Origin of the sequence: Calothrix sp. 336/3 (genome assembly GCF_000734895.2) — a bacterium.
Classification (GTDB): domain Bacteria; phylum Cyanobacteriota; class Cyanobacteriia; order Cyanobacteriales; family Nostocaceae; genus 336-3.
This window is the reverse complement of the sequence record NZ_CP011382.1, coordinates 4,675,388-4,698,683: the sequence shown is the minus strand read 5'-3', so window position 1 is coordinate 4,698,683 and position 23,296 is coordinate 4,675,388. Positions and strand designations below refer to the sequence as shown.

At 41.2% G+C, this 23,296-nt stretch carries 24 protein-coding genes; 7 read left to right on the top strand and 17 right to left on the bottom strand.

Annotated elements, in window-relative coordinates; genetic code table 11:
* Nucleotides 1–37 precede the first annotated feature (37 nt).
* The 4 genes from IJ00_RS19545 to IJ00_RS19530 all read right to left on the bottom strand — a co-directional run bounded on the left by IJ00_RS19545 (nt 38) and on the right by IJ00_RS19530 (nt 3,755).
* On the bottom strand, nt 38–1,006 hold the full coding sequence (locus tag IJ00_RS19545) for a metal ABC transporter solute-binding protein, Zn/Mn family (protein ID WP_035155774.1): 969 nt from the start codon (nt 1,004–1,006) through the stop codon (nt 38–40).
* Nucleotides 1,007–1,126: 120 nt separating this feature from the next.
* Nucleotides 1,127–1,561 carry a cobalamin biosynthesis protein gene (locus tag IJ00_RS19540; protein ID WP_035155773.1) on the bottom strand — a complete coding sequence of 145 codons (435 nt, stop codon included), beginning with the start codon at nt 1,559–1,561 and terminating at the stop codon, nt 1,127–1,129.
* A 24-nt stretch (nt 1,562–1,585) separates the two neighbouring features.
* The gene (locus tag IJ00_RS19535) at nt 1,586–2,191 is read right to left on the bottom strand and encodes a cytochrome b/b6 domain-containing protein (RefSeq protein ID WP_035155771.1); all 606 of its coding nucleotides are present in this window, start codon (nt 2,189–2,191) and stop codon (nt 1,586–1,588) included.
* A 286-nt stretch (nt 2,192–2,477) separates the two neighbouring features.
* Nucleotides 2,478–3,755 (bottom strand): ankyrin repeat domain-containing protein, encoded by a 1,278-nt coding sequence (locus IJ00_RS19530; RefSeq protein ID WP_035159337.1) that lies wholly within the window; start codon nt 3,753–3,755, stop codon nt 2,478–2,480.
* 192 nt (nt 3,756–3,947) lie between these two features.
* On the opposite strand from IJ00_RS19530, the gene IJ00_RS19525 reads away from it, so the two are divergent.
* Complete coding sequence (locus tag IJ00_RS19525) at nt 3,948–4,409, top strand: DUF4079 domain-containing protein (protein ID WP_035155768.1); 462 nt, start codon at nt 3,948–3,950, stop codon at nt 4,407–4,409.
* A 50-nt stretch (nt 4,410–4,459) separates the two neighbouring features.
* On the opposite strand, the gene IJ00_RS19520 is transcribed toward IJ00_RS19525, so the two are convergent.
* Nucleotides 4,460–5,137, bottom strand: coding sequence for a DUF1997 domain-containing protein (locus tag IJ00_RS19520; protein ID WP_035155767.1), 678 nt, complete (start codon nt 5,135–5,137; stop codon nt 4,460–4,462).
* A 189-nt stretch (nt 5,138–5,326) separates the two neighbouring features.
* On the opposite strand from IJ00_RS19520, the gene IJ00_RS19515 reads away from it, so the two are divergent.
* Both IJ00_RS19515 and IJ00_RS19510 read left to right on the top strand, forming a co-directional pair.
* Entirely contained in the window at nt 5,327–5,986 is a 660-nt protein-coding gene (locus tag IJ00_RS19515) for an NAD(P)H-binding protein (protein WP_035155764.1), read from the top strand.
* A gap of 142 nt (nt 5,987–6,128) precedes the next feature.
* On the top strand, nt 6,129–6,812 hold the full coding sequence (locus IJ00_RS19510) for a glycoside hydrolase family protein (RefSeq protein WP_035155762.1): 684 nt from the start codon (nt 6,129–6,131) through the stop codon (nt 6,810–6,812).
* Nucleotides 6,813–6,830: 18 nt separating this feature from the next.
* On the opposite strand, the gene IJ00_RS19505 is transcribed toward IJ00_RS19510, so the two are convergent.
* The 3 genes from IJ00_RS19505 to IJ00_RS19495 all read right to left on the bottom strand — a co-directional run bounded on the left by IJ00_RS19505 (nt 6,831) and on the right by IJ00_RS19495 (nt 10,590).
* Nucleotides 6,831–8,867, bottom strand: coding sequence for a serine/threonine-protein kinase (locus IJ00_RS19505; protein ID WP_035155760.1), 2,037 nt, complete (start codon nt 8,865–8,867; stop codon nt 6,831–6,833).
* A 210-nt stretch (nt 8,868–9,077) separates the two neighbouring features.
* Entirely contained in the window at nt 9,078–10,175 is a 1,098-nt protein-coding gene (gene mraY / locus IJ00_RS19500) for a phospho-N-acetylmuramoyl-pentapeptide-transferase (RefSeq protein WP_035155757.1), read from the bottom strand.
* A 175-nt stretch (nt 10,176–10,350) separates the two neighbouring features.
* The gene (locus tag IJ00_RS19495; RefSeq protein WP_035155755.1) at nt 10,351–10,590 is read right to left on the bottom strand and encodes a DUF3134 domain-containing protein; all 240 of its coding nucleotides are present in this window, start codon (nt 10,588–10,590) and stop codon (nt 10,351–10,353) included.
* Nucleotides 10,591–10,835: 245 nt separating this feature from the next.
* Between IJ00_RS19495 and IJ00_RS19490 the strand changes: the two genes are divergently transcribed.
* The 3 genes from IJ00_RS19490 (at nt 10,836) to IJ00_RS19480 (ending at nt 13,377) form a co-directional block, all read left to right on the top strand.
* Entirely contained in the window at nt 10,836–11,426 is a 591-nt protein-coding gene (locus IJ00_RS19490; RefSeq protein WP_035155753.1) for a PAP/fibrillin family protein, read from the top strand.
* Nucleotides 11,427–11,707: 281 nt separating this feature from the next.
* A complete protein-coding gene (locus IJ00_RS19485) occupies nt 11,708–11,920 on the top strand; it encodes a photosystem I reaction center subunit IV (RefSeq protein ID WP_035155751.1) in 213 nt (70 codons plus the stop codon).
* A gap of 593 nt (nt 11,921–12,513) precedes the next feature.
* Nucleotides 12,514–13,377 (top strand): DNA-formamidopyrimidine glycosylase, encoded by an 864-nt coding sequence (locus tag IJ00_RS19480; RefSeq protein WP_035155749.1) that lies wholly within the window; start codon nt 12,514–12,516, stop codon nt 13,375–13,377.
* A gap of 2 nt (nt 13,378–13,379) precedes the next feature.
* On the opposite strand, the gene IJ00_RS19475 is transcribed toward IJ00_RS19480, so the two are convergent.
* The 5 genes from IJ00_RS19475 to ffh form a co-directional block, all read right to left on the bottom strand.
* Complete coding sequence (locus tag IJ00_RS19475) at nt 13,380–14,333, bottom strand: PhoH family protein (RefSeq protein ID WP_035155747.1); 954 nt, start codon at nt 14,331–14,333, stop codon at nt 13,380–13,382.
* Between the two features lie 222 nt (nt 14,334–14,555).
* A complete protein-coding gene (rpsU, locus tag IJ00_RS19470; protein ID WP_035155745.1) occupies nt 14,556–14,747 on the bottom strand; it encodes a 30S ribosomal protein S21 in 192 nt (63 codons plus the stop codon).
* Nucleotides 14,748–15,109: 362 nt separating this feature from the next.
* Complete coding sequence (locus IJ00_RS19465) at nt 15,110–15,523, bottom strand: KH domain-containing protein (protein WP_035155742.1); 414 nt, start codon at nt 15,521–15,523, stop codon at nt 15,110–15,112.
* Nucleotides 15,504–15,764, bottom strand: a complete 261-nt coding sequence (gene rpsP, locus IJ00_RS19460) for a 30S ribosomal protein S16 (protein WP_035155740.1) — start codon at nt 15,762–15,764, stop codon at nt 15,504–15,506. Before rpsP ends, IJ00_RS19465 begins: the two co-directional genes overlap by 20 nt.
* A gap of 256 nt (nt 15,765–16,020) precedes the next feature.
* Nucleotides 16,021–17,484 carry a signal recognition particle protein gene (gene ffh, locus IJ00_RS19455; protein WP_035155739.1) on the bottom strand — a complete coding sequence of 488 codons (1,464 nt, stop codon included), beginning with the start codon at nt 17,482–17,484 and terminating at the stop codon, nt 16,021–16,023.
* Nucleotides 17,485–17,961: 477 nt separating this feature from the next.
* Between ffh and IJ00_RS19450 the strand changes: the two genes are divergently transcribed.
* The gene (locus tag IJ00_RS19450) at nt 17,962–19,047 is read left to right on the top strand and encodes a pentapeptide repeat-containing protein (protein WP_052754497.1); all 1,086 of its coding nucleotides are present in this window, start codon (nt 17,962–17,964) and stop codon (nt 19,045–19,047) included.
* A gap of 133 nt (nt 19,048–19,180) precedes the next feature.
* Here IJ00_RS19450 and IJ00_RS19445 read toward each other — a convergent pair whose 3' ends face one another.
* From IJ00_RS19445 to IJ00_RS19430, 4 genes are all read right to left on the bottom strand, one after another.
* Entirely contained in the window at nt 19,181–19,678 is a 498-nt protein-coding gene (locus IJ00_RS19445) for a thioesterase family protein (protein WP_035155738.1), read from the bottom strand.
* A 495-nt stretch (nt 19,679–20,173) separates the two neighbouring features.
* Nucleotides 20,174–20,515, bottom strand: coding sequence for a DUF1815 family protein (locus IJ00_RS19440; RefSeq protein WP_035159334.1), 342 nt, complete (start codon nt 20,513–20,515; stop codon nt 20,174–20,176).
* A gap of 907 nt (nt 20,516–21,422) precedes the next feature.
* A complete protein-coding gene (locus IJ00_RS19435; protein WP_035155737.1) occupies nt 21,423–21,638 on the bottom strand; it encodes a DUF2839 domain-containing protein in 216 nt (71 codons plus the stop codon).
* A gap of 76 nt (nt 21,639–21,714) precedes the next feature.
* Nucleotides 21,715–23,259 (bottom strand): helicase C-terminal domain-containing protein, encoded by a 1,545-nt coding sequence (locus IJ00_RS19430; RefSeq protein ID WP_035155736.1) that lies wholly within the window; start codon nt 23,257–23,259, stop codon nt 21,715–21,717.
* Between the last annotated feature and the right edge of the window lie 37 nt (nt 23,260–23,296).

The window sequence follows — 23,296 nt, the reverse complement described above, 5'->3', positions numbered from 1 at the left end:
AAAATTAGATATTTTGAAAATTTTCCTATCTCAAAGATTACTTAATTTTGTGATTTTCAAATATCAGATAAGTTCCTCCTAAAGCTTCCACGATTGTTCTAGTATTAGTTGTCATCATTTTCTGGTAAGTTTTTGCCTCGCTCTTTTCTCCACCCAAGTCGTCAGTATATAGCTTTCTGCCAGCAACTTTAATTTTGGTTTCTTTGCCAATGGTTTTTAAGAGTTTGGGGTTAGTAGTAGTTTCAGTAAAAATAGTGTGAATGCGTCCATTATTTTTTGCTGCTTGAGAAGGAATGGCTGTTAAACCTCCGGCATAGGCTAAACCATAGCTTGTGGCATAATATGCCATATTATCTTGGGTGGTGATTAATTTCCGATTAGTTTCAGGAATGCTAGCAATCCGCTTTTTAATCCAAGCGTCTAATTGGGTAAATTCTTTTTTGATTTTATTGCCATTTTGACTATAGGTAGAGGCGTTTTTGGGAGAAATTTTCGCCAAATTACTTCTAATAACTTCTACCATCCGGCTGGCATTTTGCACATTATGCCAAACATAGGGGTCAGGAATAATTTTACCATCTTCTTGTATTTGTAATGGTTTGGGAACTGCCCGTTGAATGACAGCTATTTTTGCGCCACTAGTTTTAGTATTTCTGATGGTTTTAAAGAGATTTGGTTCTAAATTATAGCCACTATAAAGGATTAATTTCGCTGCGGCGATCGCCTGTTTATCCTCTGGTGTAGGTTGATAGGTGTAGGGATTAGTATTTCCTGGCAACAAACAGGTTAAATCTATAGTATTTTTAGCTACTTGCTTAGTTAAATCACATAATAATTTTGTAGTAGCAACTACTTTGGGTAGTTTGGGGGTGACGGTGGTTTGAGTGACGCTAGTTGTGTAAGATGTATTACTAAAGCTACCAGGGCGATCACAACCCCATAAACCTATGGTAGAAATAGCTACAACTATAGATAACCTGCTAAATAAATGTAAGTTTGCCGACATAGGATTTTAGAGAAATGCTGGCGATAGGATGAATTTTTCACGCCACAAATTAGGGAATGTAGTAGATAATAGCCTGTGTTGTCCTCAAATTAGAGGCGAATTGACTATTTTTTTCCCTGATTACTGTAGTTTTTCCCTGGCTACTGCGAGAGTTAGACAACCTTTTTCCTCTGGATAGGGAGAGTGGAAAACCTGTTTGCTGACTACCAAATGCTTGTTTAACTCCCCCAATGGGATATTTGGGGATAATTCCCACACAGCAGATAATGCAGATGCTTCTGCTACACTATTTGTTCCCACCTGTTTCCCTACAAATAAGGATGGGTGAGGTACAGTCAGAGAATTTAAGATTTCTGGGGGAAAAGTTCGTAAAATCCAACCCCTTAACTGACAAAATCCCACTAACCCAGGTTCTTTTGACTTACTATCAATGGTGGCAATTCCCGCGATCGCCCCTACATCCAGTTGATATTCTGTCAATAACTGCTCAATTCCGGCTGTAATGATTTTTTCTGTTACACCCTTCTGACAACCAATTCCCACCCAAAGTGACATTGCTGATGGTAAATCGTAGATAATTTAAAAATGTGGACGACGGAACCAATTGATTATTTTATCACGCCACAATCTTGGATTATCTTGAGGACGATATTTGTTATTCACCATCGACAGTAGTAAAGGTATTCCTCCTACTTTTAAACTCATTACCAGGTGTATGATTAAACAGAAGACTATTGTCACCCAAGCCATGAGATGCACATAGTACCAAGAATGCTGAAATTCCTGCCTGGGTAACCAATTTTCATCCTGAAATTTTCCAGAAATCACAGCAAATATTGCCGCTAATAGCATGAGAGTATTGGCAATCCTTTGTATACTATTCCACCATCCAGGTGTACCAAAGGATGCTAACTGGTTGAATGTATTTCCTTGTAATAACCGATTTCTACCTGCTTTCCAACAATAAATCAAAAATATTGGCAGGGAAACAAAGGAAATAAAAAAACCAAATGTGCCGTGAATATCTATCAAATCTCGATTAAGCTTAGTTAAACCTAATCCACCAAATCTCCGATCCCAACTATCATAAACTAAAAATCCACTAATCATCGCTCCAATAATTAGTACCCCATTTAAACCATGGGTGAGTCTTAGAAGAAGGGGTTGGTAGGGTAATTTTGACATAGGTTGTTTGCGGATAAATTATCAGTTTTCCACAGGTTTTTCACGGGATAGTCAATAATTCAAGGTTGACCAGCTAATGAGTTACTTCCAAGGTTCTATCTGCATGGACAGTATAACTTGAAAATCATAAATAGGAAATAGCTAAAATTTATATCTTATGATTATGAAATAATCGTGAGAATAAAATGATAAGAACATGAAAAAAACAATTTTTCTGAGCTGTTATACCTTGAAAATTGGCTGTATCTATACCCAGTACAACCAGAGTTCAATCTCTACAGTGAGGTTACTTTTCTTGGTTATCTGCTGCTCGCAAAATATCGACAACTTCATGATATTCGTTAAATTCGGCTAACATTAAAGCTGTATATCCTCCTTGATTTTTGCAGGTAAAATCTGCTCCAGCTTGCAACAAGATTCTGGCAATTTGTGGATAACCCTTTGCTGCTGCCCACATCAAAGCAGTTGCGCCTACAGCATCTTGATAGTTAATATCAACTCCATGATGAATTAATAGTTCAACTACGTCGATAAAATTTCTTTCCACAGCTTTGAATAATAAAGCTTTACCATCTTTTGTAAAAATATTGGGATTTGCTCCATGGTGGAGTAAAATTTTCGCCGTTTCTGTATATCCCTGGTTAATAGCAACTGCGAGAGGAAATTCACCTAGATTCTGAAAATTTACCTCTGCACCTTTTTCCAATAGTGCGGCAACAATTTCGTCATAACCCTGCAACGCTGCAACTAGTAAGGGTGTATCTCCCAAACGGTTTTGTTTTTGCACATCGGCACCATGCATCAGTAAAATCCGCACTATCTCGGTATAACCTTCCACTGCTGCCAGGTGTAGGGCGGTATCCCCATCGACATCCTGAAAATTTACATCTGCACCATAACCTAGTAAAAGTGAGGCGATCGCCCCTTCTCCAACTGCCGCCGCAGCTAGTAAAGAAGTACTAATATTCTGCGCTTTTGCTTGGAGCAAGAGACGTACAATCTCCACATCTCCCCGATCCACCGCTAAGAGTAAAGGTGTCTCACCCTCAGCATCTTCAGCATTAATTTCTGCACCTGCTGCTAGCAAAGCTTCAACAACTGAGGAATTTCCCTGTTTGACGGCAACACTAAGGGCGGTATCATCATCCTTATCTTTGGTATTTACCTGGGAACCAGCCTCTAATAACATCCTAACAATACCACTGTGCCCCCTCATCGCCGCAGCCATGAGCGCAGTACTACCATCCTCATTGACTGCATGAATATCCGCACCCCTCGACAGTAAAAGTTGTACAACGTCAGTGTGTTGTCCACTCACTGCTAACATTAGGGCTGTTAAACCATAAAGTCTTCGTTTCAGGTTGATATCTGCTCCAAAATCTAGTAGCGATCGCACTATTTCTGTATAACCCAGACTTGCAGCATACATTAACGCTGAAGTTCCCTCACCATCCATGACATTGGCGTTGACACCACCACTCAGCAATAACTGTAATTGCCGAATATCACCAGCTTTGACAGCTTTGATGACAGCAATCTCTTTTAAGTCTAAATTCACACCCATGCCCATCCATACGAGTCCATAGCTATTATCTGTGTTTCAGGGGCAATGGGGAAAGGGCAAAGGAGAAAGGAAAGAGTCTTTTTCTATCACCTGTTCCCTGTAACCTGTCACCAGTAACCTATTGCCTCACTCACTATTCCAAATCAGGGTATGCTAATTTTTATGAAGATTTGATAATGAGGGGAACACGCAATGAATCTGTCACCAGAGGTTAAATACTGGTCTCAATTTTTTCACCCAATCATGATGTGGGCACTGTTACTGCTATCTCTGTATGCTGCCTATCTCGGTCTACAAGTGCAGCGTACCCGCAGTGCTTCCGGTGAAGAGAAGAAAGAATTAATCAAGGGTAAGTATAATATTAGACACCATCAGTATGGTTCAATTCTGTTGGGTTTGATGGTGGCAGGTTGTGTGGGAGGTATGGCAGTAACTTATATTAACAATGGCAAATTATTTGTCGGACCTCACCTACTGGCAGGATTGGGAATGACTGTGGCGATCGCCTTTTCTGCTGCCCTATCTCCCTATATGCAAAAAGGGGCAAATTGGGCAAGAATGACCCATATATTATTAAATTTTGCCCTTTTAGGCTTATTTGCTTGGCAAGCAATCACAGGTGTTCAAATTCTCCAAAGAATTATCACTCAATAGTCACCAGTAGAGACGCTATCGTCAAACGTCTCTACAATAACTATTCTTACTTACCACTTTTTATACTTTTTGGGGACGGGAATACCAAAGGACTGATGAAAATCTGCTTGCACCTTGCGAGTCAGACGACGGGAAACTTGGCGGACAATTTGGTTAAGTAGGCGATCGCCAGTTGATTGAATTAAAGATTTTGGTAAACGTTGAATAAACCGAGGAAATTGGATATATACCTTTAAATCCAATTCCCACTCTACACGAGTAAACTCACCCAAAATACCCGTACTATTGTCTTGGTTTTCTGACAATTGCAGTACAGCTTGATAATCGACATCATAGCCCGGTGGCTGATAGCCAGGAATCGGTATAGTCTGAATCCGATAAACACCAGCTTGGGGTGGCAAAAGTTCTAAACCAATTTTTGGCTCTACTTCATACCCAAAAGAACCAAAACGACCAATTACTAAAGCATAACCATGCTCTCCTAAAGGTTCCACCTTCATGGGTTCTGCACAACGGGAAAACCACACCCCATGACTGTTGAGATACTCAGCAACAGTACCCGCAGGAGCATACATTTCCATACAGTCAGCATAATGACCAGAAAATTGTATAGGTTCTTCTGGAGTGACTTCTTGTGAAGTTGTCTCCACCTCTTGGATACCTGACACCACAGAGAAAATAACTTCGTTTGATTCCAAGGATTGATACTCAGGTTTTCTTGCCAGCATAAATCGATTCTGAAGTAGTGGGAGTTTCGCCTATATTCATGATTCCCAAGGTTTGTGCAAGTTTTCGCACAATTTCTTATTTTGATGGAAAAATCAAAAAAATCTCATTAAGTTCATAGAAACTCTACAATATCTCTACAATAGAGAACGGAAAACACAAATATTTAGTTTCCCAGGATAGCGTTAATCATGAAAGCATTTGTAGCAGGTGCAACCGGAGAGACAGGTAGACGCATTGTTCAAGAATTAATCGCCCGTGATATTCCTGTACGGGCAATGGTAAGAGATATAGAGAGGGCTAGAAATATACTGCCACAAGCTGCCGAATTAGTACAAGGTGATGTTTTAAACCGGGAAAGTATTGCCAGCGCTATCAGTGATTGTACCGTATTAATTTGTGCCACAGGGGCAAAACCAAGTTTTAATCCCACAGAACCCTATCAAGTGGACTTAGAAGGAACCAAGAATTTAGTTGATATTGCCAAAAATAAAGGGATAGAGCATTTCGTTTTAGTCTCATCCTTGTGTGTATCGCAATTTTTCCATCCTCTCAATTTGTTTTGGTTAATTTTGGTTTGGAAGAAGCAGGCAGAAGAGTATATTCAAAAAAGTGGATTGACTTACACTATTGTTCGTCCTGGCGGCTTGAAAAATGAAGATAATAGCGACTCTGTGATTATGCAGAGTGCAGACACTTTGTTTGAGGGAAGTATTCCCCGACAAAAAGTTGCTCAAGTGTGCGTGGAAGCATTATTCACTCCCACCTCTCGCAATAAAGTTGTAGAAATAGTTGCTCAACCAGACGCTCCCGCAAAAAATATCTCAGAACTCTATACAGTTGTAAGCTAGTCAGATAATTTTTGCTGATGTTTAGCTCCCCCGACTTTCTGGAAAGGTCGGGAATTTTTTATCTTACTTAGTGACTGTAGAACTTTACTTCTGCGCAACTCGTCAAAAATAATTGTTATATTTTTGATGGTGATTACAACTCATGACGAGGAGTCAGATTCTGAAAGGTTGGGAATTAAAAGGTTTAGAGAAATTTATTGCCCCACTAGCAGCACTTTTAGCTTTTGTCTATCTGTTTCAGTGGTACATTACTGGTGAGTTGCGTTCGACTTCTGATCCCGTATTTCCCGCAAAATTACCACCTCTGGTGATGAAAGGTGGTGATCCCCATATTCGTGCTTTGATGCGCACTATATCCGCTAGTGAGTCCAATCATCAGCGTCCCTATTCCCTACTTTATGGTGGACAACACGTCCAGGATTTGAGTCGTCATCCAGAGATTTGTGTCACCATTGTCAATGGACCAAATCAAGGGAACTGTTCTACTGCTGCTGGTAGGTATCAAATTATTAATACTACTTGGTTTCGGATTGCACCGAAATATCATCCCAAACCGGGACGCTTTGTATTTTGGTCATCCTATAGCTTTGATGCAGAATATCAAGATGCAGTAGTTTATCGTTGGTTGAGTGATTCCCAGGTATGGGGAACTGATATTTCCCAGCTTTTACGTCAAGGAAAAGTCAATCAAGTTCTCAAACTACTTTCTCCGACTTGGACAAGTTTGGGGTACGGAATTGAGAATAATTCCATGAGTAGCCATCTGCCCAGAATTTACCAAAAAATGTTACAGGAAGAGTTGAAAAGTGCTACTCCTGCAAGGTGATTCGGGTATTTTGTCTTTTTACGGTATTTGCCAAATTTTAATATTTTTATCTTTACCAGCAGTTACGAGAGTTTTACCATCGGGAGCGATCGCCAAGGCGTAAATTTCTCCTTGGTGGGTGACAATGGATCTGACTTCTTGACCTGTGTTCAGATTCCAAATTCTGACCGTACCATCATCACTACCAGTAATAATTGTTTCATTATTAGGGCTGAAAAGAATTTTGTTAACGTCTGCTGTATGACCTGTAAATGGGGGACGTAATTCCCTACCCGTATTTAAGTTCCACACTCTCACCTGAGAAGTACTACCATCACTTACAGTCGCAAGAATTTGACCATTAGGGCTAATGGCTGTGGAATTAATATCACCCCCTAAATCACCCTTGAGAGAATTCAATTCTCTACCCGTATTTAAATCCCATATTTTGATAGTTCTATCCGCACTTGTACTAACTAATTTTCTACCGTCGGGAGCAATTGCTACAGATAGTACTTCCTGGGAATGTCCTGTCAAATTGAGAATTTCTTGCCCAGTATGCAACTGCCAAACTTTAATTTTCTTATCGTAGCTGCCACTAACTACCGTTTGATTATCGGGGGCGATCGCCACAGAATTAACAATGGCAGTATGACCTGTAAATGTCCGCAGTAATTGACCAGTTTCCAGATTCCAGGCTTTCACAGTCCCATCCTTAGAACCACTGACAATTGTCTTACCATCAGTTGTCACAGCGACAGAATACACCCAATCACTGTGTCCTGTCAGGGTACGCAGTAATTTCCGGTTTGGCAAATTCCAAATCTTAACTGTTTTATCATCGCTGCCACTGACCAAATTTACACTATTACGGCTAATTGCTAGGGAGTTGATCGAGTTCAGATGTCCTTTCAAGGTAGATAAGGAATTTTGCCATTGCCAAACACCATATCCACCCAGGGAAAACACCGCAAGCATACCACCAAAAACCACCGGATATTTCCAGGATTTCGCCGATTTAACTGGTTGCTCAATCGGGGTGGTAATCTGGGATCTCTGTAAATCAAGTAAGGATTGGGGTGGTAGGGTTAAATCTATTTCCTGTGGAGCAATAGTTCTAGTTAATGAATAATTATCACTGATTACCGGTGACTGGGATTGCCATTCCGGAGCATTTTCTAAATCTGCTAGAACTTCCGTTGCAGACTGATAACGTTGTTCAATTTCCCTATGCAGCAGCTTATCTAAAACTTGAGATAGTTGTTCCGATATGGGGAATTTGAGATATTGCCTCCATTGCATCACCCAACTGAAACCATGCTCCATGTACAGATGGGAAGGATGCATATCCGTCATTAGGTAAAAACAGGTGACACCTAAACTAAATAAATCACTAGCACCAGACACATAACCAAACTTAATTTGCTCAACAGGTGCATACCCAAAGGAACCAATACTAGTACCAGTCAGTTCCTTGGAAGTTTCGGTTAATTGCTTGGCAACACCAAAGTCAATCAGAACTAGCTCTGTTTGCTTTCTATCTCCCTTAATCTGGGAGCGACGAATAATATTGTCAGGTTTGATATCTCGATGAATTACCTGATGCTCATGGACATATTGCAGCACTGGTAATAACTCTCGCAGCAATTGCCAGATTTTTGGTTCTGAAAAAATGCCTTGCTGCTGTAATTCTTGCCGTAAAGTTTGCCCTTCAATTAACTGCTGTACTAAAAATAAATAATTTTCATGGTGGAAATAAGCATACAAGGTAGGAATCTGTCGATGTTCTCCCAACTGCTGCAAACGTCGTGCTTCTTCCTTAAATAATTCATTGGCTTTGTTTAAAGCACTAGTTCCCTGAACTTGGGGTGCTAATTGCTTGACTACACAATGCTCGTGTAACTTGTCTTCATCCTGGGCTAAAAAAGTTCTGCCAAAACCACCACCACCCAATGGTTGGATGATGCGATAACGGTTTCTTAATAGGGGTAGCAATTTTGCCTGACAATTTTGGCAAAATTCTGCACTCTCTGGGTTCCAAGGCTGCTCACAACTCGGATTGAGGCAGTAGATCATAGTTTCAATATCTATCAGCCACTGTTACCTATAATAACCACTTCCCGGTAATTTCTCTTGATTTTAGCTATTAATTTTTGTCATTCACTCATAACTTCTGTTACTTACCAGAGATTTATCGCCAAAAATTAACCCCTTCAACTCACTAAATTGAAGAGGTTAGGAAAACTTGATTTTGTAAGCCCTTAGCCATGACTCAGGGCTAATTACTTACCGTCCGATAAGTAGAGTCGCACCTGCGAGAATTGCTGCAATTAGATAAAAACTGCCAACAACTTGTAATTCTGTCCAACCAGAAAGCTCTAAATGGTGGTGTAAAGGAGCCATTTTCAAAAGACGCTTACCTTTACCATCTGGTCCCTTAGTGGCTTTGTAGTAGCTTACTTGAGCCATTACAGACAAGGTTTCGACAAAGAAGATACCACTGATGATAAACAAAGCAAACAAGCTGTTACTAACTAAGGCGACTGCTGCTAAAGCACCACCTAAGGCTAGGGAACCTGTATCACCCATAAACACGCGGGCAGGGTTGCGATTGTGAGCCAAGAAACCGAGGCAACCACCGCTCATACAAGCACAAAATATCATCAAACCGACAGATGTGGGGGCAACTAACGCGCCTAGTGCCAACAGAGCGATCGCCACTGTTCCTCCGGCTAAACCGTCTACTCCATCTGTGAGGTTGGTTGCATTACTCTCAGCTACTAGAACAAAACCAGCTAGTATCCAGAATAAAGCACCCAAGGGCAAAGAAAGACCTAAAGGTAAAGCAATATTTGTAATACCACTAGGTTGGGTAGCCATCATCCACAGACAAAACATGACTGCAAAACCTATTTGCAACATCATTTTCATCTTGGGGGAGATGCCTTTATTGGACTTGCGGCGTAGAATCTGCCAGTCGTCAATCCAACCAATTAATCCGTAGCTTAATGTTAAAGCCGAAACTCCCAAAACTTGATTATCGAAATTCGACCAGACACAGGCAACCAATACCGCAACTGGGACAAAAAAGATACCGCCCATTGTCGGTGTACCAGCTTTCTTCAGATGGGCTTGGGGACCATCTTCGCGGATAATTTGCCCGGTTTTTAAGGCTTGCAGTAGGGGAATTACGACGAAACCAGCCGCCGCAGCTAATACAGCACAAAACAGAAAAGGCAGGGTTAAGGATGCCCCTTGCCAGGGTGTGCGATTAGCCATTCCATCCAAGACTGTGGCAGCTACACCCAGTCCAATACCTAGGAAAGATACCAGACCTATACCTGTTAAATTCAACCCTTGGTTAGGAGATAATTTTGCGTCCACGGATATTTCCCTTCACTCCACACATAACTACGACCAAATACTTAGGAACTTACCTATGACGAATGAGCCAACACCACACTTATATTAAAAAATCTTAAAGGACTCAAGTCAAAAAATCACACTGTGTAATTTACTAACTTTAATTATCCTGGCGAGAAAAGATATTTACCTTGATCTATTCTTCTTCTGGGGCAGCATCATCGTCATCGTCAAAGTCAAAATCACTGATACCGTCTTCCGCACCGATAAGTGAATCTATTTCCTCTTGGTCTTCAGGATAGTCTTGATCATATGCTTCGCGGGCGATCATCCTGCCGCTATTCTGTAGCCACTCTAAAATAGAAGATTCTTGCTGTAATGGGATTACAACTGCTCGCTGATTTCGAGGTGCTTCACGTAAGGGAGAATTCAACATATCGACGAAGTGATGAAAAGGGCTATGTAACTAGACAATTAAGAGTCTATCACTTGATACGGAAGATTTTAGTTATCCATTCAACTCTTTGGTTGTAAGATCCGACAGAAAATCGAGATTTTGCAATCAATACCATCGGGGATTGAATAACTAAGAGAGCAAAACTTATAAGGCTATATAGTTATGCACTGCTTCTAATTTACCTTTGCTAAAGAATAATTTATTTTTGATTGAGGTCATGGATAATGTTAGGAAAAACTAATCTTCTGAATGCGATCGCGGGCAAAAAGCGCGGCAACATGGCAAGTCAAACAGAAAAACAAGCTATCTTGGCAGCGATCGCCAGCTTGGAAGACTTGAATCCCACACCTCGACCCTTTGAAGCCTTAAACGTAAATTTGTTAGATGGAAACTGGCGACTAGTGTATACCACAAGCCAGGAACTTTTAAACCTGGATCGGATACCTCTGTGCCAAGTTAACAGCATTTATCAGTGTATTCGCGTAGCAGATAAAACTATCTACAACTTAGCTGAAATTTCTGGCTTACCATACTTAGAAGGCTTAATCAGCGTTGCTGCTAAGTTTGAGCCAATTTCAGAACGCCGGGTACAGGTAAAATTTGAACGTGGCGTTGTCGGCTTACAAAGATTTCTACGCTATCAATCCCCGAACGACTTGATTAATCGTATGCAAACTGGTAACAAATTATCCCCGATTGATTTTGCAATTAATAGCGATCGCCAACAGGGATGGCTTGATATTACCTATTTAGATGAGGATTTACGTATTGGCAGGGGCAACGAAGGTAGTGTGTTCGTTTTAACTAAGACATGAAACCCAACAATAATTTAGCTTCGTGTCCATAAAAAGGTAAACAAACATTTGCACATTGTCAAGAGGCAAAGCAATATTTGATTCAATGTTCAAAAGATTGGGGAATGGTTGATGGGTATATAGTCGTAGAAACGAAGCCTTTACCCCTTTCCCTGTCCCGTCTTCCCAGAAATTCAGACAAATAACTTAACAAAGCCCCATGAGATTGCAACCTAGTTGTAAATTGAGAACAATAAGCCCTAAATATTCAAGGCAATTGATAACTAAAAGGGAAAAAACTCATGGTTCAACGTGGTTCTAAAGTTCGTATTCTTCGTCCAGAATCCTACTGGTTTCAAGATGTCGGTACAGTTGCTTCCGTAGACCAAAGCGGTATCAAGTACCCTGTTATTGTTCGTTTTGACAAAGTTAACTACTCTGGGATCAACACCAATAACTTTGCTGTTGACGAACTGTTTGAAGTTGAAGCTCCCAAAGCGAAAGCTAAAAAGTAAGATATTAAAGTCTTAGGCTAGCAATTTTACCACCCGATCACGGGTCAATCCCCAAAGGCTGAAGTTCCAGGCTAAAAGTGAACTCACAAGTTCATCTTAGGAGTCTTGACGCTTCAGCCTTTATTCTTGGTAAGCTTGGTAAGCAAAAGAATAGCAATTCACAATTAGTGATTCTTAAGTGTGAAATCCCGGCTTGAACAGGGTTGTAGAGCTTGGAGAAGTATCAGAATTTTCGTGACATACTATAAAACCTTTGACAATCACAGATTTATTTAGTGAGAGAAAATCAGATAACCCTTGATCCCTCTTTTGTTACTACGAGGAGAGAAAAATACTATCTCTACTCTGAAAACTAAACAAAATAATGAATTGTGCGGTCGCGTCTTAATTTTATCATTTAAATTCCTTTATTGAAAAAAGACGTAAATATAATAATTTCGGATTATTCTTTCCCCAAGGTAACAAAAGAGGGATGAGAAGTTGAGGATTAAAATACCCCCTTTCCCGTTTTCCCCAATTGTGCGATGGCCCTCTGGCTTTCTCAGAGCGCTTCCGTGTAAAATACTGCAAGAATTTTCTCTGTAAATTTAAAAATGCCAGAATTGCCAGAGGTAGAAACAGTACGTCGGGGATTGAATCAGTTAACCCTAAACCAAGAAATTACCGGTGGAGATGTGCTGTTACATCGCACTGTTGCCTATCCCTTTTCCACAGAAGATTTTATTGCAGGAATTCAAGGTCAGGCGATCGCCACATGGCAGCGTTACGGAAAATATCTTCTGGCAGAACTTCATACCCCTAAAAACTCTACAAATTCCTATCTGGGTGTGCATCTGCGGATGACTGGTCAATTATTATGGTTACACTCTGATGAACCTCTGCATAAACATACGCGGGTGAGAATATTTTTGGGACAGAATCAAGAATTACGCTTTGTCGATCAGCGAACTTTTGGACAAATGTGGTGGGTTCCTCCCAAGATAGAAGTCAAGACAGTGGTTACAGGTTTAGCGAAACTTGCTTGCGATCCCTTCGCTCCAGAATTCACTGTAGACTACCTGGCAGAGAAATTAGCCAACCGTCGTCGTCCCATCAAAACAGCACTCCTAGACCAATCAGTAGTGGCAGGATTAGGAAATATTTATGCTGATGAAGCCCTATTCCTGAGTGGAATTCTACCGGATACTCTCTGTATAAATTTACAGCGATCGCAAATCGCACGCCTCCACCCAATAATTATTCAAGTTCTGGAAACAAGTATCGCAGCTGGCGGAACTACCTTCAGTAATTTTCTGAATGTTCAAGGTGTGAATGGTAACTATGGGGGCGTTGCTTGGGTTTACAACCGCACAGGAGAACCCTGCCGCGTTTGCCATACTCCCATTCAGCGTATCAAGTTAGCAGGGCGTTCCAGTCACTTCTGTCCCCAATGTCAAAGCCATTCCCCAATAGGGTGAATTTACTTTTCATATTGTTCGTAGGCTGCCACAATCCTCTGTACGAGGGGATGACGCACGACATCTTTCTGGGAAAATTCACAAAAAGCAATTCCCTCAACGTGCTTTAAAACCTGTAGTGCTACACCTAAACCTGATGCTTGGTTCGCAGGTAAATCTGTTTGCGTCATATCCCCAGTTACTACCATCCGTGAACGGAAACCCAAGCGAGTTAATACCATTTTCATCTGCGCGGGTGTGGTATTTTGGGCTTCATCCACAATCACAAAGGCATTATTTAAGGTACGTCCTCGCATATAGGCAAGGGGGGCAACTTCAATCACTCCCCTTTCCATCAGAGAAGTCACTTTTTCCGGGTCAATAAACTCATTGATAGCATCATAAAGGGGGCGGAGGTAGGGATTGACTTTCTGTTGCAAATCTCCTGGTAAAAACCCCAATTTTTCCCCAGCTTCAACTGCGGGACGGGTGAGAATAATTTTCTCAAATTCATTGGCTAGTAGGGCTTGTACTGCCACTACAACGGCTAAAAAAGTCTTACCTGTACCGGCGGGTCCTGTGCCAAATATTAGGTCACGTTTACGTACCATATCGATGTATTGTCGCTGACGAAAGGTTTTGGCACGAACTTCTTCCCCTCGCCGACTTTTTGCCAGGACATCGCGTTGTAAATCTTGTAATTCCCCTTCCCGATGAGCATCTAAAGCTTGCCGAGCAGTACTAATCTCCGCAGTTGAGATATGATGACCTTTCTGCCAGAGATATTCTAGCGATCGCACTAAGCGATTGACCAAATCAACCTGTTTGTCTGTCCCCGAAATCAGTAATTCCTGCCCCCGCAGAACAATATTTGCTCCTGTTTGTCGTGACAACAGCTTGATATTTTCTTCCCCCACTCCAGCTAGGGCGATCGCACTCTCAATGCTAGGCAATTCAATTTTTAAGATATCTGCCATAGGCAATCTTCTATCTGCTCTCCCAGAGCACAAGTGATATTGGCAATTGTGGTAATTACTACTAAAGTTAAAGCCCCAAACTCCTCACAGGAAGAGTTTGAGGTCATTAATTGTGAATTTTACAAATATTTCACTGTATAAATAGGCGATCGCCCTTTCCACCTTCAAGTAACCAAGGTATGCTACCCCATGCTTCTCAGGTAGAGGGCAATCGAACCTGATTTAATTTGTTAGACGTAGATAGCGATCGCTCCTACCCACATCTGCCGCTTTGCGTTTACGACGTAAACTGGGCTTTTCATATCTTTCCCGACGCTTAACTTCAGACAAAATTCCAGCTTTCTGGATTTTCTTCTTAAAACGTCTCAAAGCTGAATCAATAGACTCATTTTCACCCAAACGGACTTCAGCCACTCCCTGGTTTCACCTCCTGAAGAGATTTATTCAGAGTTCATACTTGATCAACAGCAGATTTTAGATTAACCAAACAACTTATGAGCGATTACTTAAGAATTTGAGACAAATAACTTTGAAATGATGGCTAGCTACACCCCAAAATTACTATGACTTACCACCCAAAAATAATCTGAACATAAAAACCGAAGTTAAACAACATTCGAGTCTAGTGGCAGGAAAATCTCAAATCTCCAGAACATAAAATCAAGTTTACTTAATTTATCTGCTGATGACTGGCAACAAAAAGCGTCAAAAAATATTTTGTCAACACAGTTGCCCAGAGAAATTTACTAAAAACCCGATGTTTAGCTAGTTCCACCCTAGCGGGAACGGGATTTCACTACAGGTCTAGAATCATTACCACGCCTGTCTCTAGGTTTAGGCATAGGCAATCTTTCTTCAGTCTCTTCATCAAAAGATGAGCCATCTCGACCGATAGCATTACTGCCATATATATCGAGATAAACCGACTGCCCAGCAGCTTCGGCAGCTGCGGCAATAACCGTACGAATTGCTTGGATATTTCGCCCTCCTCGACCAAACACTTTTCCTTTGTCTGTGCTGTCGAAGGCAATACGAATCCAAACTCGATTACGGGTGTGAGATATTTCACAATCTACACTTAGGGAATCCGGAGACTCTAAAAACGGTTGCATCAAAAACCGTACCAACCCAACATAGTCAGGATATGCTGTCGAGGATTTTGCGCCAACGTTAGGATGCTGCTTTTGCACTGACCTGTTCAAAAACGTTATTTTTCTCTAGGATGCGACGGACTGTATCAGTTGGCTGTGCGCCTTGTTGTAGTCGCTTGACAATACCAGGGACATCAAGTCTCACTTCTTCACTTCTGGGGTTATAGAATCCCAACTCTTCTAAAGGACGACCATCACGGCGAGAAATACTATTGACAACGACAATACGGTAACTTGCTTCCCGCTTTTTTCCGTATCTCTTCAAGCGCAATTTAATCATGTTGACAGGTTATGTTTCCTAATTGTGAGCTATAAGTTCGCACCTAGCGAGCCAGAAAACACCGACAAACAGCAATTTTCTGGAGATTTGAGACAAATACAGCATTCTGCCGTAAACATTTGTCTGAGATTTCAACGGAGGAGATAACAGCTATATTTGCTGAAATGCTAATTCTAGCACTTGTAAGCCTTCTAGTGCCATCCCTAACTCCTGCAATCAGTCTAATACTGCTGCCCAATCACAACCGATAAATTTTCTACAGGCTGCCGAAACCTTTTTTCTTTTTATCTTTTTTCGGTTTCTTCTTGCCGCCACCGAGACTGCCAGCACCGCCTGGGTATCCACGCCATCCGGGAGCCGCAGCACGTCCACCTCCACCGTAGGGATTACCACCTCCCATCATTCCAGCCATTCCAGGGAAACCGCCTTGCCCCATTTGTTGCATCAACCCACGCATTCTTTGAAAGTCACTGACGAGTTTACTAACATCTGTTTCTTTGTAACCAGAACCACTGGCAATACGTCGGCGGCGGCTAGGGGAACTAGCCAGCAAATCGGGGTTTTTGCGTTCGGCTGAGGTCATGGAATTAATCATGGCTTCACAGCGCTTGAGCTGGGTTTCTCCCTGTTGTAGCTGATCTGCGGAAAGCTTGTTCATTCCTGGAATCAGCTTCAGGATACCCCCCAAGGAGCCCATATTTTTGAGTAATCGCAACTGTTTGAGAAAATCAGTAAAGTCAAATTTTGCCGTCAGGATTTTCTCCTGCATTTTCTCGGCATCGGCAAGATCGATTTCTTCCTGAGCTTTTTCTACGAGGGTGAGAACATCACCCATACCCAGAATCCGCGATGCCATGCGATCGGGGTAAAAAGGTTGTAGAGCTTCGACTTTTTCACCTACCCCAATGAATTTAATGGGTGCGCCGGAAATTTGTCTTACAGATAGGGCAGCCCCACCTCGGCTATCGCCATCCATTTTAGTGAGAATGGCTCCAGTAATACCAATTTCCTCATGGAAAGTACGAGTTAAATTCGCCGCTTCTTGACCAGTCATTGCATCCACAACTAGCAGGGTTTCGTGGGGCTGGACTGTTTCTTTGATGCGGGCTAGTTCCGCCATCATATCTGTGTCAATTTGCAGACGACCTGCGGTATCAATAATCACAGTATTAATGCCATCTGCTTGTGCCTGGGCGACGCCTTGACGGGCAATCTCTACGGGATCGGCATCACTACCCAAGGAAAAGACCGGTACTTCAATTTGCTTCCCAAGGGTGATTAATTGGTCAATCGCCGCCGGACGATAGACATCAGTTGCGACCAATAGACAACTACGATCCAGTTTACGTAAATGTAGGGCTAACTTGGCTGTGGCGGTGGTTTTACCTGTACCTTGCAAACCAGCCATCAGCACAATTGTCGGTGGTTTTTGTGTTTCTGCCAGGGGAACGTTTGTTTCCCCCATGACTTCTACCAGTTCATCGTAGACAATTTTGATGAACTGTTGGTCTGGTTTAATCCCAGTGATAACTTCGGCACCTTGTGCTTTAGTCTCAACTCCGGCAATAAAATCCTTGACTACCTGGAGATTCACATCCGCTTCTAACAAAGCACGACGGACTTCCCGCAAAGCTTCTTGAATATTGGTAGCAGAGATTTTATCTTGTCCCCGAAGTTTTTTCCAGGCAGATTCTAAACGTTCAGCAAGTGCATCAAACATAGTTGGGTAGGTTACAGGTAGTTCGCCAGCAAGAAAATCATAGCGGCTTGCTCACCGCAGGACAATTGAGAATTTAAAGATTGCGTTATTTACCAGCTTAGTAGTTTTCACTGCGAACTGATCACGCCCAAACCCAGAAATCGCATATACTAGTTAGGATAAATACTGCAATTTCAGGGCAAAGTATCTCGATTTTTTACTAGTCTAATTATCTTTTGTGTTCATCTGTCCATAGTTAATAGTTTACATAGTCCCAAAATGGAATTTTTGGGCTACCCCTTAGTAGTGACTGATATTTTTACAGATGCTGTGAGTGCTAACTCGGCAAGCTCCACCCTTAAGTCTGTTACAGTTTATACGCGAAACTAGCAGGTAAGGGCTGGTATTTCTCGCCAGATATCATGGTGTTTTGCAATATCCCAGCAACTATGAAGATGTCGAAATTTTTATATTTTAAAAGTAACGGAGGTCTAAAGTATGACTGTTGCCAAGCGAGGAAAAGAATTTTGGTTGATGGGAGTTCCAACAAGACAAGTTTTTTTAGTCTTGCCAGTAATCTTGCTTGGCTTGAGTTCATCCGTAGCAATTTGGTCTATTAAAAATTATATATTCATGGCGATCGCCATAATTTGTTTATCTTTAGGACTATCATTTTTTTATTGGTATCAATCCCAGTTATTATCTGCCCAAAATTTAGATATTCCAGATACTCAAGATAAACATTCTGTAACTTCTGAGGAAAAAATTAGGATTCTGCAAGAGATTAAAGACAGATTAATTGAGGGAAAGGACTTTAGTGGCGTAAGTCTAATTTTAGTTGATTTGAGTCACATACATCTGACTGGAATCAATTTATCTCATATATACCTCAGTGGCGCTGATTTAAGTCATAGTGATCTCAGTGAAACTAACCTCAATCAAGCAAATCTCAGTGATGCTAATTTGACTGAAGCAAAGCTATGGGGAGTAGAATTAGCAAGAGCAAACCTCAGTAGTGCAAGATTAATCAAAGCTAATTTAAGTCATGCCAACTTAGAAAAAGTTAATTTAAGTAGTGCTGACTTGAGAAATTCCCTACTATTAGCAACAAATTTGCAAAATGCTAATCTTAGTCAAGCTCTGTTAACTGAGGCGAATTTAGAGGCTGCAAATTTAGCAAATGCTTATATGTGGAATGCTAATTTAAATTATGCCTCCTTGGAAAGCGCCAATTTAAGCGAAGCATATCTAAGTCATGCACTTTTGAATCATGCTAACTTACATCAAGCAATTCTTGTGAATGCCCAATTGAATGATGTCAAACTGAAAAATGCTGATTTAGCCAATGCCAACCTTTCTGGGGTTGATCTCATCGCAGCTAACTTAAAAAATGCGAACTTGAGAGGAGCTAATTTGCAGAATGCGAACTTAGAGGGTGCCAACTTAGAAGGTGCTAATTTAGAAGGTGCTAATTTAGAAGGCGCTAACTTGAAATCTATCAGAATTAATACAGAAACTCAAATAGATAAGCAGTGGAATATTGGTGATAATTGGGTTAATTCTCAAATTGAGACAAAAGATTAAGGATTGAATAAATTAAAGCCTATAGGGTCTCACTTGTCTTAATTGAGACCCTGATTACATCATGATTATTTTATAGTTATCTGTTATTTTTTCAACAATAAGTTGACCTGTGAACAGATACACCTATAGATAATTACTTTGCTAGTGTGGAAAGTTTCGTTAATGCATCTTTGACATTAGCTGGAAGATGGCGCATAATCTTACCTCTTTCTCGATCTACAGCGACTAAAGTCACTTTTGCAGTCACATATAGTTCCTGTGTATCTGCGGATACTATCGCGTAATCCCAGTCTAAACGGACACCGGTTACTTCATGCATTCGTGTCTTGACTATTGCACTCATCCCCAACTGCAAGGAGCGATGGTAGCGTATTGATAAATCTACCACTGGTAAATCACAACCTAAGGCTACTAAATCAGCGAAATCCACACCTATAGAGCGTAAACATTCCACCCTGGCTTCTTCTAGCCAAGTAAGATAAGTTCCATGCCATACAATCCCACCATAATCTGTGTGGTGAGGATGAACTTTCACTAAATATTCAAACCAATTTTCTGAAACTTGACTTGCTGGAATATCTAGAGCGTTACTAGGTGGGATTTGCGGTGTTTCTGCGGTTTTGCCAGACATAGTAAAAATTATGAATCAAGATGGAATCAACTCTTCACATGATGAAATAGCATAGAAAACATTTGTTGTCTAACTTCAGAATGGAAAACAACAATTTCATCAATATCATAATCCTAGCTGAGGCGATCGCAGAGATAACCATCAAACCTACCCCTGAGTCGCCAAATAGGCAACCACAATCCAGAAATTGTTATCTTTTTGTCTCAATCATCTCACACAGAACTTGTTTGCCAACTTTAGATGTGAGACAAACCCTAGAAAAAATGATGCTTAGGGCAATTATCATAGAGAGAAACAATGATTAAATGATTGTTAATTATGATTCGAGTAGCTAATCACAATCACCGCAAGTCAATAGCCACTAGTCAATAGTTGGGTACTATTGACTTTGGACTACAGACATCAACTTCATATACAACTTCCTAATTGTCATCATCGAGACATTAACTTTTTGGTACTACTAAGCGAGTATCACAAGCATCACAAAAGCTTTTATCAGCGTTTAGCCAGAGTTTTGTTACCCACGGAAGCAGGAAGTGGTTGCTTGATGATATTGGCAAGCTCTTGTAACTGATTTACAGCCTCAGCACCTTCAAGTTTCATTAGTTCTCGATCATCTCGCATTTCTGTCCAAGTGATCCCATAGTCGGATACAAGAAAACGAATCAGATGATTCTCTCCTAGACTTACCATGAATGATGCGCTGTTCATTTGATCCCCACAGGTGTAGCAAGACGCAGGATAACCACGTCTTTCCAGCACAGTGGCTAGAGCTTGCAAGTTCATGACCAAGTCTTGAACAAATTGCCGATGTTGTTGCGCTAGTCTTAGAAACACTTTAGTTAGTCCTCCAAACACCACGAGAGTGTTTTTATATTTTCTTTAGATTTTCTCATGAACTGGTATTGTAAACTATTCATTACAAATTCCAGATACACTTTAAATCGTAAAATTACTACCTAGCATAGGGTAGTCTATAGCAGTTCGCTTTGCAGTATCAAAGTATTCAATTTACAAATAGAACCTTTCAGACAGAATCCCCAAACTTAACAATCTCTTTATACGTTTCTGTCAGGGTAGATGATAAAAGAAAGCGATCCGATTTAAGGTTAACTCATATTTGGTACAAGTCAACTACGAAAAAACCGCAGATTAGACAATTATCTGTCTTTAAGAACCAGATTCCTCGCTCAGAGTAGTAATAACATAGTCCTACGACAGTTTACGATTTTTGCGTTTATAAACTGACCTTCGCCTTAACTTCCCACGGCAAAAAGGAGACCTGAACTCACCGCGAAATTAGGAGAGAGATTTATTTGGTCAACCTGACCTTTGTTAAGAAATGTTACGGATGTTTTTTGAGTAGATGACCTGAAATGCTTGAGTATTCATCTTGGCATCTGTGTATAAATATACTTATTTTTCAGATTTAAAGATGAAAACCAAATCCTTTTCTCTATCCCTCAAAGATAACGAATACAAGGATATGAATGTTGCCATTTCGGCAGTATTATCATTAAGGCATTCTTAAATAGTATTTAATTATACTGTTTGTTGTGATACTTCTGGGTGTTCTAGGGAAAGTGGCAAGGAGTGAGGATTATAAATTCTATGTATATATTTCTAATTTAAAAACTGTTCAGGCAAGATGGGATTTCAAAAGGCGCACAATTTTTACATTGGGAACTGATGATTGCTTGAAATCTTGTATTGCGGGCTTTTCAGCCCGCCGATTACGTACAAACTAATTGACAATTTGCCACCAGCCAAAACTTGGACCAATAAAACGTACTGTCACCCATACTGCTACCATTGCCCCAATGCCAATCCAAGCGCCACGAGTAGTCCATTGTGTGAATTGTTCTGCTTGAGCTTTTGTGATGGGTACTCCAGGCATAATACGGGTTTCTTGCCCGTACTTATCTCCTAATGTTTCTTTGCGACGTTTTGCTTCACCCATGGTGTTTTCTCAAATTTCCCTTAAAAATAGACCTATTTCCATATTAAAGAAAAAGGGAATTGCGGATTGAAGATGCTCAAGGGGAGTTGCTGTCTTCTTCAGAAACAAACAGATTAGCATCAAGATAATTAATTCTAGCCAGGGGACTTAATGCAGACAGTACTTGAGCACCATAGCTGCGGTTAACAACCCGACTGTCCAGTAAAGCAACGATTCCTTGACTTTCCCGCACAGGAGCGATCGCCCGTTGTAATTCATTTAAAGCCGTAGGCAACAGGTACAATCGGAACCAATCTTGATGCGATCGCTTATAGTGGGCTACCCTACCAGCAACTAGGGGATGTTCCAATGAAGGTAGAGGCAAAGTGGCAATCACTAATAACTGAGGTGCAGGTAAAACCTTGTGATGCTCTCGCCAAAACTCCCAACCAGTAATTAAAATACCATTTTCATCTAGGCAGGTTTTTTCTACCTGTACCCGTGAACCAAATTCCGAGGCTAGAATCGCTCCCACCTGAGCTTTCAGGGGTACATCTCCAATCAATATCACAGTCAACCCCACAGAAGTGGCACTTAAACATAATAAAGTTCGTACCTTATGGATGAAAGCCCCTTGAAATTCCGGTGTATTGGGTAGAGGTAATTGGTAGGGTATGTACAGTTGAATGGCTTCTGTTTGATTGTCTACAGAAAATTTTAAACAAGTAACATCTTCTAAACCGATACGCTGACGAAACAATGGAGCTTCGGTTTCTGGCTCTAGGGCGCTACCAATCAAGACAACAGGCTGTTTGTGCCAAATGGGTGCAAGAATTTCTCCTAGCTCGATGGGGGCGCAATGTAAAGAAAATAAACCTTGCCGACGGGCGATCGTTGCCCACAGTAGGGGAGAGGCAGGACTATCATTTGCTTGAGCAAATAACTGGTAAAACCTTTGCCAAGATTCCGGTAGGGAATGATTCTGTAACACAGAATAAAGATGGGTGAGAATTGCGATTTGTTTTGAGGAAATCAGATGACAGTCGTAAGGATTAGGGGGATGTTGAAACAATTCATGGGTTAATTCTACCCGTGCAGAGCGAATAATTTCCCCACAACTAGGACAGGCAAGCATTAATGTATCCCATTCCGCAGGTGCGACACTCACCGTCAGTTGTTGCCGAACCCAATCTTCGATATCATCCACACCGTCAATGATTGTGGGGATATTTTCAGGAAAATTATTTTTACCAGTTAATTGTGCTGCAAACCAAGTTTCTGGAGTCGTCAAAAGTATTCCCTGGAACTCAGCATAGGGAATTGCGTCACCGATTCTAATCGCTTTATCTATTTGTAACCATTCCTGTAAGCGGGGGATTTCCACCCTCAGTAATCGTTGTTGCACAGTTTCGGTCGCTACAATAACTACAGCACCTTGCCACATCAAGGCTGAAGCAATAAAACTAGTTCTATAACGTCCCTGATAGCCAGAAGTGGCTCCGACTTGAATTAAAGCGCTACGTCCTAAACGTAGGGCACGGGCAACCAAACGAGCCATTGTCAAATGGTGTGACCATGAAGGGAAACCTGCCTGCGATCGCAGGAAGTTATGTAGTGATAAATGAACTTCTGCTTCAATCACACGCTTTCAATCCCATACATAACAATGTTTATCCTCA